This window comes from Tumebacillus flagellatus (assembly GCF_000714935.1).
GTDB classification, from domain to species: domain Bacteria; phylum Bacillota; class Bacilli; order Tumebacillales; family Tumebacillaceae; genus Tumebacillus; species Tumebacillus flagellatus.
Genome location: NZ_JMIR01000035.1, coordinates 22845 through 34181, shown reverse-complemented (window position 1 = coordinate 34181; position 11337 = coordinate 22845). Strand labels below are relative to the sequence as shown.

At 56.8% G+C, this 11337-nt stretch carries 12 protein-coding genes; 11 read left to right on the top strand and 1 reads right to left on the bottom strand.

Going from position 1 to position 11337, the window contains the following annotated elements; genetic code table 11:
- Positions 1 to 186 precede the first annotated feature (186 nt).
- The 11 genes from EL26_RS19095 to EL26_RS19045 all read left to right on the top strand — a co-directional run bounded on the left by EL26_RS19095 (position 187) and on the right by EL26_RS19045 (position 10774).
- Entirely contained in the window at positions 187 to 1188 is a 1002-nt protein-coding gene (locus tag EL26_RS19095) for an ABC transporter ATP-binding protein (protein WP_238546151.1), read from the top strand.
- Positions 1185 to 2165 carry an ABC transporter ATP-binding protein gene (locus EL26_RS19090; RefSeq protein WP_038092777.1) on the top strand — a complete coding sequence of 327 codons (981 nt, stop codon included), beginning with the start codon at positions 1185 to 1187 and terminating at the stop codon, positions 2163 to 2165. Before EL26_RS19095 ends, EL26_RS19090 begins: the two co-directional genes overlap by 4 nt.
- Positions 2162 to 3109, top strand: coding sequence for an ABC transporter permease subunit (locus EL26_RS19085; protein ID WP_038092773.1), 948 nt, complete (start codon positions 2162 to 2164; stop codon positions 3107 to 3109). Before EL26_RS19090 ends, EL26_RS19085 begins: the two co-directional genes overlap by 4 nt.
- 12 nt (positions 3110 to 3121) lie before the next feature.
- A complete protein-coding gene (locus tag EL26_RS19080; RefSeq protein ID WP_038092770.1) occupies positions 3122 to 4033 on the top strand; it encodes an ABC transporter permease in 912 nt (303 codons plus the stop codon).
- A 103-nt stretch (positions 4034 to 4136) separates the two neighbouring features.
- A complete protein-coding gene (locus EL26_RS19075) occupies positions 4137 to 4628 on the top strand; it encodes a LiaI-LiaF-like domain-containing protein (RefSeq protein ID WP_038092769.1) in 492 nt (163 codons plus the stop codon).
- A 78-nt stretch (positions 4629 to 4706) separates the two neighbouring features.
- The gene (locus tag EL26_RS19070) at positions 4707 to 4958 is read left to right on the top strand and encodes a WXG100 family type VII secretion target (RefSeq protein WP_038092766.1); all 252 of its coding nucleotides are present in this window, start codon (positions 4707 to 4709) and stop codon (positions 4956 to 4958) included.
- A 37-nt stretch (positions 4959 to 4995) separates the two neighbouring features.
- A complete protein-coding gene (locus EL26_RS24710) occupies positions 4996 to 6141 on the top strand; it encodes a DNA/RNA non-specific endonuclease (protein WP_081857339.1) in 1146 nt (381 codons plus the stop codon).
- A 2-nt stretch (positions 6142 to 6143) separates the two neighbouring features.
- The gene (locus EL26_RS19060) at positions 6144 to 6620 is read left to right on the top strand and encodes an immunity protein YezG family protein (RefSeq protein ID WP_038092763.1); all 477 of its coding nucleotides are present in this window, start codon (positions 6144 to 6146) and stop codon (positions 6618 to 6620) included.
- A gap of 53 nt (positions 6621 to 6673) precedes the next feature.
- Positions 6674 to 7669 carry an ADP-ribosylglycohydrolase family protein gene (locus EL26_RS19055; protein WP_238546150.1) on the top strand — a complete coding sequence of 332 codons (996 nt, stop codon included), beginning with the start codon at positions 6674 to 6676 and terminating at the stop codon, positions 7667 to 7669.
- Between the two features lie 161 nt (positions 7670 to 7830).
- Positions 7831 to 9108, top strand: coding sequence for a stalk domain-containing protein (locus EL26_RS19050; RefSeq protein ID WP_038092760.1), 1278 nt, complete (start codon positions 7831 to 7833; stop codon positions 9106 to 9108).
- Positions 9109 to 9115: 7 nt separating this feature from the next.
- Positions 9116 to 10774 (top strand): CocE/NonD family hydrolase, encoded by a 1659-nt coding sequence (locus tag EL26_RS19045; protein WP_038092757.1) that lies wholly within the window; start codon positions 9116 to 9118, stop codon positions 10772 to 10774.
- A 105-nt stretch (positions 10775 to 10879) separates the two neighbouring features.
- Here the strand turns inward: EL26_RS19045 and EL26_RS19040 are convergent, their stop codons facing one another.
- On the bottom strand, positions 10880 to 11203 hold the full coding sequence (locus EL26_RS19040) for a hypothetical protein (protein ID WP_038092755.1): 324 nt from the start codon (positions 11201 to 11203) through the stop codon (positions 10880 to 10882).
- Positions 11204 to 11337 lie beyond the last annotated feature (134 nt).

The following is an 11337-nucleotide window of genomic DNA, read 5'->3' as shown; positions in this document are numbered from 1 at the left end:
TAACCAACGCGACTCCCTCGTGTCTAATCGTTCGGAGCGCCACCCACACAAGAGACGAATTCGTCTCCCTCTGAACCCCAGTTTCGGCGCTGCTCCTCCGCACAGGGTACCGTGGGAGGATCATTTTTTTACCTGTAGTTATCAGAATATTACCATAAAGAGAGCGAGAGAAAGCGGGGGTTTGATGTGAGTGTACTGCTGGATGTGCGGGACTTGACCGTTGCCTTCCAAAGCAAGGACAAAGCCAAGACGTTGGTCCCGGCGCTCGACGGCGTCTCGATTTCCATCGGGCGCGGCGAGACGCTGGGGCTGGTCGGGGAGTCCGGCTGCGGCAAAACGCTGTCGTCGCTGGCGGTGATGGGTCTGCTCCCCGAATCGGCGCGCGTGCAAAGCGGGCAATTGCTGTTTGACGGCGACGATTTGCTTCATTTAAAAGACGCGGAACGAAACAAAGTGCGCGGCGTGCGCATCGGGATGATCTTTCAAGACCCGATGACTTCGCTCTCGCCGTATTATACGATCGGCAACCAGCTGATGGAGGGATTGCGCTATCACATGGGCATGTCGAAGAAGCAAGCGAAGGAACGGGCGCTCGATCTGTTGCAAAAAGTCGGCATCCCCGGCCCCGAGCGCGTCTTCCACGAATACCCGGAGCAGTTGTCCGGCGGGATGCGCCAGCGCGTCATGATTGCCATCGCGATCTCCTGCGAGCCGGACCTGTTGATCGCCGACGAGCCGACGACCGCGCTCGACGTGACGACGCAAGCGCAGATTCTCGACTTGCTGGCGGAGTTGCAGCGCGAGAACGGCATGTCGCTGATCTTGATCTCGCACGACTTGGGCGTGATCGCCGAGATGTGCAGCCGCGTGGTCGTCATGTACGCGGGGCAAGTGATCGAGCAGTCGGAGGCGAAAGCGCTGTTTGCCGACCCGACGCACCCGTACACGCGGGCGCTGTTGGCGGCGACGCCGCGCATGACGGAGAAGCAGGAGCGCTTCTATCAAATTCCAGGGGCGGTGCCCGCGCCGACCGAATGGGGAACGGGTTGCCGGTTTCGGGGGCGCTGTGAACACGCGACCGCCGAGTGCGGCGAGATGCCGCCGCTCTCCCGTTTGGACGGGGCGCGCTTCGTGCGCTGCTGGTACGCCGCCGGGCAGACGCTGCAAGGGCGGGAGGTGCGCGCATGAGCCAGCCGATCCTCCGCGTTCGCGATCTGAAGATGCACTTCCCTGTCAAAAAAGGACTTCGCACGCTCGGCACCGTCCGCGCGGTCGACGGTCTCTCGTTTGACCTCCACCAAGGCGAAACGCTCGCCCTCGTCGGAGAGTCCGGCTGCGGCAAATCGACGACGGGCCGCGCCGTGTTGCGTTTATTGGAAGCAACTGACGGCTCGATTCAATTCATGGGCGAAGAAGTCCGTCAGATGTCGCGCTCGCGCCTGTTCCAACTGCGCCGCGAGATGCAGATCGTCTTCCAAGACGCGTACTCGTTCCTCAACCCGCGCTTGCCGATCGGCGAGTCGATTCTCGAAGCGATGGAAGTGCACGGCCTGCACACCAAGGAACAGCGCGCCGACAAACTTTCGGAGCTGCTCCAGACGGTCGGCCTCAACGATTCCTACGCTGCCCGTTTCCCGCACGAACTGTCCGGCGGGCAACGCCAGCGCATCGGCATCGCCCGCGCGCTCTCCCTGCACCCGAAAGTGATCGTCGCGGACGAACCGGTTTCGGCGCTGGACGTGTCGGTGCAGTCGCAAGTCTTGAACCTCTTCCAAGACCTCAAGGAACAATTCGGCCTGTCCTACCTGTTCATCTCGCACGATCTGTCTGTCGTTCGTCACGTCGCCGACCGGGTGGCGGTGATGTACTTGGGGAAAATCGTCGAGACGGGGACGGCCGACGAGCTGTTTGAAAACCCGCAGCATCCCTACACCCAAGCGCTGCTCTCCGCCGTGCCGCAACCGGAAGTGGCGGCGACCCGTGAACGGGTGATCTTGCAAGGCGAAGTGCCAAGCCCGATGAACCCGCCGTCCGGGTGCGCGTTCCATACCCGCTGCCCGATTGCGACGGAGCTGTGCAGGCAATCGGTGCCGGCGCTCGAATCAACAACCGGAGACGACCATCTCGTCGCGTGTCACTTCGTCGGCGGGGAGGGCTCGGCATGACGGTGATGCGCAGCGTAACGGGTGTGATCCTGCGCAACGTGCTCGGGTTTGCGGCGGTTTCGCTCTTGATCATCTTGATCTCGTTCTTGCCGTTGGCGGTGAAAGTCATGCCGCACCAAGTGGCGCAAGACGCGATCACGACGAACTGGACGCAGTACTTCAAATCGGTCTGGTCGTACTTCGTCGAGATTGCGCACGGCGATTTCGGCGCGCTGCGGGTGAAGATGACGTGGATTCGCGGCTACATGACGCCGGAGCTCAACGCGCAGATTCTCTCCTACGTGATGGGGATGGCGTCGCGCTCGGCGCAAATTCTGATGTCGGCGGTCGTCATCGGCACCGTGTGGGGCGTGCTGTGCGGGGCGGTGCAGTTTTTTCTGCCGTCGTGGGCAAAAAACTTCCTCGGCGGCGTGAACCAGTTGGTGTTCGCCCTGCCGGATTTGTTGGTGATCTTGCTGCTGCAATTGTTGGTGTTGAAAACGAATGTGCTGTTCGGCCATTATATTTTGGGCGTGGCGGACTTCGGGGCGAATCAAATCTTCGCGCTGCCGATGCTCTGCATCGCGGTCCCCGTTTCGGCGATGGTGTACCGCTACATGGTGAACGCTTGCCGGGAAGCGCTGTCGCAGGAATATGTGCGCACGGCAAGAGCAAAAGGGCTGCCGGAACACCGGGTCTTCATCAAGTATGTCATGCGCCCGGCGCTCGATTCGATTCTCGCGGTGTTGCCGAAAGTGGTGGCGTTTGCGGCGTCCGGTCTCGTCATCGTGGAGCGTCTCTTGAACATCAAAGGGGTGACGTGGTGGTTCCAAGCGCGGGCGAACGTGCCGGAATTGGCCAAACTGCTCGCCACGATTCTGATGTGTTTGGCGGCGTTCGTGATCGTCGTCAACTTGATCTCGTCGCTTCTGCGTCTGTGGGTGAACCCGGCGCTGCGCAAATAGGGGGTGCAAACCATGAACAAATCTCTCGCGTTCGGGCTGTTCGGCTCGATCTTGCTCTTGCTTGCCATCGTGTTTGGCCCCGCCGTGGCGCCGTACACGATGGACGATGTGCATCCGTTCAAAAAAATCCAACAGGCCGACGGCACGGAGAAGATCGAACCGGCTCCGCAACCGGCCGACTCTGTGAACAAACTGGGAACCGACCAAAACGGCCGTGACATCCTCTCGAAACTGTTGCGCGGGGCGCGCATCACGATCACGTTTGCCGTGGGCGTCGCGCTGTTGCGCACGGTGATCGGGTTGCCGCTGGCGTACTTGGGGGCGTCGTTCCCGAGGACGGTCGGATGGTTGAACGAAAAGCTCAGCATGGCGTTTACGACGGTGCCGTCCGTGTTGATCGTGTTTCTCGTCGTGATCGTGTTCATCTTCTCCGACGCGATCACGCCGATGTCGATTCTCTGGTTGATGAGCGTATTGATTGCGCTGGTCGGACTGTTCCCGACGGCGTTTGTGATGCAGGCGAAGATCGAAGCGCTGATGAAGAGCCCTTTTATGGAAGGGCAGAAAGCGATCGGTACCGGTCGCTGGCGGATCTTGCGCAAACATCTGATGCCGCACTTGTCGACGTTCCTGATGGTGTTGTTGGTCAGCGAAATTGCGCAGACGTTGTGGCTGGCGGGGCAGCTCGGCGTGCTCTCGGTATTCCTCGGCGGCTCGATGCTGGAACCGGGCGGCGGCCCGATTAACATGCGCTATCCAGAGGAGTGGGCGGGGTCGATCGGCTATTCGATCAACGCGTTCCGCTCGCATCCGATGGTGGTGCTCTGGCCGGTGTTTGCGCTGTCGTTTGCGATTCTGTCGTTTAACTTGTTGGCGGAAGGCATCCGCAAAAACCACGAGCGCAAGTGGGGAATCAGCCTCTAGGACGCGCCCTTTCCGTCTGCAGGCGGAAGGAGAAAACCGCCAACAGCGCGTACTATAAAGATAAGAGAAATTAAAATCAGATACAGGTGAGGGTGAATAAGGAATGGAGCGTCGTTTTGCCGGTGTTATGCTGTTGGTGGTGGGAGCCGTGCTCGCGTTGGGAGCGTTGGGTCTGATCACGATCTCGATGTATTACTTGTGGCCGTTGTTCATGATCGTGCCGGGGATTTTGTTCCACGTTCGCTTCTTCATGTTCGGAGGGCGTGACCCTGGTGTGTTGGTGCCGGGCGGCGTGTTGACGGTGATCGGTTGCTTGTTCCTGTTTTGCAATTTGTTTGGCTGGGGCATGCTTCACGGTCTGTGGCCGATCTTCGTCCTCGCTCCGGCGGTTGGGCTGTTTGAGCTCTATCTGTTCGGCGGGCGCAATCCGGGGCTGTTGGTTCCGGTTACCGTGTTGACGTTGGTGGCGGTGGTGTTCCTCGGATTCAACGCGCTCAACGGCATGTTCGGCGGCATTCTCGGCCTCGTGCTGGTAGGGGTCGGCGCTTGGGTGCTGTTCGGTCGAGGCGGGAAGAAGAAGGACAGCTTTTTTTAAGCAGTCAAGCAAGGGAAACGCTCAGTCCGGGTGGCTGGGCGTTTTTTTCCTGGGATTTTGAGTGAGGGGTGAGGGAAGATGTTGCAAGCAGACCCTTATTCCCTGCGGTATGCGGCCGCTCGTTTTCGAGGTGGAGCCGAGGAAATGCGGCGATACGCCTCGCGGGTGACGGGGTATCAATCGCAGGTGGTCGGTTCTGCATGGACGGGTGACGCAGCACAGACGTTCGCTGGTCGCAGTGAGCAACAAGTTGGATATTTGAAGCAACAGGTTGACGTCTTGGATAGTGTGGCGGTCGTTCTGGTCTCTTTGGCGGACAAGTTGAGTTAATATCCAAGATCTTCGCAGACAAGCCGAGTCTTATGAGGTGGCGAGTTGGGAGTACAGCGGGGAGTCGCAGGATGACCTGCACCACAGGCAGAATCTGGCGCATCAAGCGGCACGTCTTCGTCATGAGGCAGACTCGGAAGCAGAAGCGGCAGATTCCTGGGCGGCGGGAATGTTTCACGCGCTGTGGTCTTCGGTGCCGGATGTGGTCGTCTTGCCGGAAGCTGTGTGGAGCTATATGAAGCGACATCCTGACTTGAGAGAGCAGGATGAGGGAACGACGGAGAAGCTGTCGGTAGCGGATCTCCGGAGAGCAGACGACGAATACAACATGGACCGAGGGCGGATGTATGACGCTCTTCGCGGGTATTACCTCTCGAAACAGCCGGATTATCTGCCGGAGAGCACGCGTCGGAATGCCGTTGAGCAGGACATGGTTTATTATTACGATCTGACCAATGAGCAACTTTACGATCGTCTGCAAGACCTCATCCAACAAGATGAACAAGCCGCGTACTACCAAAGCCTCATCCACGACCCGGACTTCGATGCAGAAGCAGCGGTCAAAAACGACCCTGGATACGTGGATTATATCAAGGAACAATCGGCTCAGAATGAAACTCCGGGTTCCATGACGTCATCTGGGATGATGTTTCTCGCAGGGATGGTAAAAGCTATGGGTCCGAAGTATGGTTCGGATCGAGGGGGAGGCGGTGAGCAATATACGCGGGAGGGCCGGAAGAAGGTCTTGAAGCCTAATAATCAGTACGAGTCGAACGGCTATCTGTACACAACGGACGATCAGGGACGAATTGTAAAGGTAGAAGGGGAATTAGACTTCGGAACAGCCAAGAGGAATAAGTATGCCCAAGGTAATGACTTTAAAGGCGATCGGCTTCAAAACGATGACGGCGGGCATCTCATCGCCAGCATGTTCAACGGGTCGGGGAATCTCGATAACTTGGTGCCGATGAACAAGGACATTAACAGGGTGAATGGTAAGTGGTATAATCTGGAGCAAATGTGGAAGCGAGCGTTGGAAGCAGAACCTCCAAAAAACGTACGTGTAACCATTCAACCAATTTATGAAGGCAGTTCTCAAAGACCGATCAGTTTCAAAGTAACCTACAAAATTGACAATGATTTTCCAAAAGTCATTCGAATTGAGAACAAAGCAGGGGGCTAAGAATGGAAACCAAACGAATGGAAGAAATGTACCGCATAATTGGGCAAACGTTACACGAAATCATTCCCGGTGAGTGGAAGAAAATTGTTCTGTATGCAGAGGTATTGGACGATTCATCCGAGGTATTCTTTTATTTTCAGACACCTCAAAATGATGAATTTGAGTATTCACACCTCATACCGGAACTTTATGGTGTGGATGAAACGATCTATACGGATATCTTGTTTGAGTTGCATGATCACTTCCGATCCTTGCAAAATGAATTTATGCAGCAAGGGCAGTCTGTTTGGAGTAGTTTGACTCTGGTTTTGGAAAGCACAGGAAAGTTTAAGATTGACTATGACTATCAAAATCCCGTGGAATCCGAACTAGATGATTACCAGCGTCAATTTGTTTGGGAGTATCGAAATCTTGGAAAATGGCCGAAGAGTGAAGACAACCAGAAATGGTTAGAAGATCATTTGAAAAACAAAAGATGATTCTGAACAATAACACCCGGTCTGCACCATATCTATAAGAGGAGGCTATCCAATTGTCCGAAAAAAGCAGTCAAAACGAGTGCATCCACAGCAAAAAAGACCAAGTCATCGGCGGAGTCCTTGGCTTGGCAGTTGCGGACGCGGTTGGAGTGCCTGCGGAATTCAGTTCCCGTGAACGTCTGAAAGCCAACCCGGTTCAAACTATGGAAGGCTACGGGACACACAACCAACCGCCGGGCACTTGGTCCGACGACAGCTCGATGACATTCTGTCTGCTGGAGAGCTTGTGCAAGGGCTACGACCTCGACGATCTGGCGGACCGCTTTGTTCGTTGGTATCGGGATGCGTATTGGACCCCGCACGGAGTGGTGTTCGACATCGGCATTGCAACTTCCAAGGCGATCTCCAAGCTCATGCAGGGAGTTCCCGCTGTTCAAGCAGGCGGAACGTCGGAAAGCGATAACGGCAACGGCTCCCTGATGAGAATTTTGCCTCTTGCCTACTTCTTGGAGTCGGTGGAGGACGAGCAGAAGCGTTTGGAGATCATCCATCAGGTATCCGCCGTCACGCACGGGCATTTGCGTTCTCAGATTGGGTGTGCCATCTATGTGGAGATGGCTTTGCAACTGTTGAAGGGGCTACCCCCGCATCTGGCATACGTCAATATGCAGGAAAACGTGCTGAAGTATTACTCGAATGGCGGGCAGGAAGTTGCGGATGAGTTGGAAAACTATGATCGGGTTCTTAAGGGGAAAATTTTCCGAGCGCCGCAAAGTACGATTCGCTCCAGCGGGTACGTCGTTCATACCTTAGAGGCGGCTCTCTGGTGCTTCCTTCAAAATCTCACATACAAGGGCACCGTGCTTGATGCAGTAAACCTCGGAGAAGACACGGACACGGTCGCGGCCGTAGCAGGCGGTCTCGCCGGAATCTACTACGGACTTCAATCCATCCCCGCCGAATGGGTGGAGGGTCTCGCACGCAAGACAGACATCCTCCTTCTCTGCGAACGATTTTACAACGCGGTGTACCAAGAAGAGAAAAAGTGAGGGTTCGCATAACTCCCTGTGAAATTTGGCAGGGGGTTTTTTTACTATATGACATCTCTGTTACGTAGTCTGCCAGTCTCATCCCTGTCATACTTTTCTGTGATAAGATGTTAGAAACTAGCATTCTACCCACCTTACATAGAAAAGTAGGAGAGCGATATATGAGAACCAAGAGAAGCGTTTCCGCACTGATCGCAGGCTTGTTGTTCTCAAGCCTCGCTGCCACCCCTTTTCCGGCACACGCAGCGCCGGTTGCATCTGACGAAGAGGCGAAGATCTTGATCCAACTCGACGGGGTCGCGCTGCCGGCTCCGGTCGATCCGATTCAATACCACGCCCGCACGATGGTCCCGTTTCGCACGATCGGAACGGCGCTCGGCCTCGACATCCAATGGGACGACGCCACCCGGACCGTGACGGCGACCGGCCCGGGCAAGGAAGTCAAATTGAGGGTCGGCACCACCACGGCGCTCGTCAACGGTCAACCGGCGGCGCTCGACGCCGAGCCGATTCTCGTGCAAGACCGCGTGCTGATCCCCGTGCGTTTCCTCAGCGAGCAGTTCGGCGCGAAAGTCGGCTGGGACGAAGCGACGCACACCGTCCAGATCACCTCGCAGCCGCGCCAGATGGAAACGACGGTGTTCTACGGACTCGGGTCGTATGACAAACGCAACTACTTGGCGAAGTTCAACAACACAGCGCTGACGTGGAGCATCCTGAACAGCGACGGCCGTCTCGACGTCGCCCAATCGGAATACCGCTGGCCGACCGACGGTGCGGACGAGCTGCTCCAAGAAGTGCGTTCCGAGCAAGTCGGCACCCAACTCATGGTGTTCTCCGAGAACAAAAGCGGCGAGATCACCAAGCTGATGACCAACCCGGCGCTGGCGCAACAGTTCGCGAACGACCTCGTGAAGAAACTCCAAGACCAAAACCTCGACGGCGCCATGCTCGACTTCGAGACCCTCGGAGACCCGACGAAGGACGACGTGAAGACCGTGCGCGCCCAATACGCCGCGCTGGTCAAGCTCATCGCCGACACACTCCATCAACAGAACAAAAAACTAAGCGTCGTCATGGCGCCGCTCAACGGCTGGTACCAAGGCTACGACTACAAAGAGATCGCCAACAGCGCCGACGAGCTCTACATCATGGCGTACTCCTACGTGGACGACAAACTTCCGCAGCCGAACGACCGCATCTCCGAAGCGATTCAAGAAGCGCGGGAATTTGTACCCGCCGACAAACTGATGCTCGGCATCAACGCCTACAGCGAAACCCCGCAAACCGTCAAGGATAAAATCGGCCTCGCCAAGCGCTACAACTTGCGCGGCGTCGGGTTCTGGATTTTGGCGGTGTTCGATCCGGACTTCATGAAGGCGATCGACGACACGTTGATTTTGCACGACGAAACCAAGGACGTCATCCTAGGGGGCTGATCAACTTATGAAAACCCGTACACAATGGGGCATCCGCATCCCGATGCGCGACGGCATCACGCTTTCCGCCGACCTCTATCTGCCAGAGCTTGAAGGGTCCTACCCGACGATCATCTCGCGCACCCCTTATGGAAAAAACAACGACATCACCATCGCCAACTCCCGCTACTACGCCTCGCACGGATATTCCGTGCTGGTCGTGGACGTGCGCGGGCGCGGCGATTCGGACGGCGTGTTCGTTCCGTATCGCAACGAAGGCGTGGACGGCTACGACACGATTGAATGGGCGGCGGCGCAACCGTGGAGCGACGGCAACGTCGGCACGATGGGCGGCTCGTATCTGGGGCGCATCCAATGGCTGGCGGCGTTGCAGCAACCGCCGCATCTCAAAGCGATGATTTCGGCGGTTTGCCCGTCCGACCCGTTTGTGGAGTGGCCGACGGGGATTCCGACGCCGCACCATCTGTGCTGGTTGTTTTTGACGAGCGACCGTTCGATGCAGAACATGCACGCGCTGGATTGGCACTCGATTTACGACCATCTGCCGCTTGTGACGATGGACGAATTGACGGGGCGCGACATGCCGTATTGGCGGGAAGAGTTTGAGCACGTCGGCTTGGACGAGTGGTGGAAGCACATCGCCTACCAAGACAAGTTCGAGCAGTTGGATCTCCCGGTGTTGCACATCTCCGGCTGGTATGACGACGAGCAAGTCGGCACGCCGCTGAACTACATCGGCATGACGAACCGCGCCAAGGGCGAAGTCGGGCGCGCGAACCAGAAGATGATCATGGGCCCGTGGGATCACGGGATCAACAAATCAACGAAACTCGGTTCGGTGGAGTTCGGGCCGGACGCGGTGATCGATCTGCGTGCGCAACAGGTTCGTTTTTTTGATCGCTGGTTGAAGGGCGAGGCGAACGGGTTGGATGCGCAGCCGAATGTCAGCTTGTTCGTGATGGGCGAGAACAAGTGGCGGCAGGAGACGGAGTATCCGCTGGCGAGAACGGAGTTTACGCGCTACTACCTGCACAGCGGCGGCAACGCGAACTCGCGCTTTGGCGACGGGGTGTTGCGGACGGAAGCGCCGGGGGCGGAGTTGCAAGGGGCGGCGGTTGATGCGTATCGGTACGACCCGAGCCGGCCGTTTCCGTTTTTGACAGACGGGACGTCTTCGCAGATCGGCGGGCCGGATGATTATGCGGCTTTGGAGCAGCGGGCGGACGTTTTGGTGTACAGCACGGATGTGTTGGAAGCGGATACGGAAGTGACGGGGCCGATTCGGATGGAGCTGTTTGCGGCGTCGAGCGCGGTGGACACGGATTTCATGGTGAAGTTGCTCGACGTGCACCCGAACGGGTTTGTGCAACGCTTGACGGACGGCATGGTGCGGGCAAGATTCCGCAACGGGATGGAGCGCGAGGAGTTGATCGAGCCGGGGCAGGTGTACCGCTACGAGATCGACTGCTGGCACATGTCGCACGTGTTCCTTGCGGGGCATCAGATTCGCATCGAAGTGACGTCCAGCGCGTTCCCGAAGTACGACCGCAACTTGAACACCGGCGCGCCGCTCGGGCAAACCACGGAGATGGTGGTGGCAGAGCAGACGGTGTATCACGAGGAAGCGAGACCGTCGGCGATCGTGTTGCCGATCATTCCGAGATAACGTTGAGAAAACCTCCTGCGTGCGCGTGCGCAGGGGGTTTTTTTCATATACACAAAAAAAGACGGGCCCTCCGCCCCCGGCGGAACCCGTCTTTCCGATTTCCGTTCAATCCACTTCATACCCCAAGGTCTCCAGCACTTCTTTGCAAGCCTTCTGTGCAAAAAAGCACAGGGTCTTGGAGACGATCCCGACAACTTTGTATTCGGTACCGTTGCTGTCGAGCATCATCCAATCGGTAATCTCCTTGGAAATCGGAGAATAGTGACAGAGGATGCTATAGTCGAAATCATTGCTCGTCAGCAACCGTCCTTGCACCGAAATTCCGCCGAGATCGAACGTGATTTGCTCAAGCCGGAACCGATGGTCGATATGGTTGATCGGCAAAATTTTCGTTTCCACTTTATTAATCGTTTCGCGAAGGGTCGCCATTCCTCACGCCTCTTTCGTTAATCAAGTAATGAGTAATCTAACACTTATTGAGTGAGACTATTGTACCAGAAACAGCATCATTCAGCATCGTATCTTACACCTATTTCAAGGATACCCTATTCATGACTTTTGGT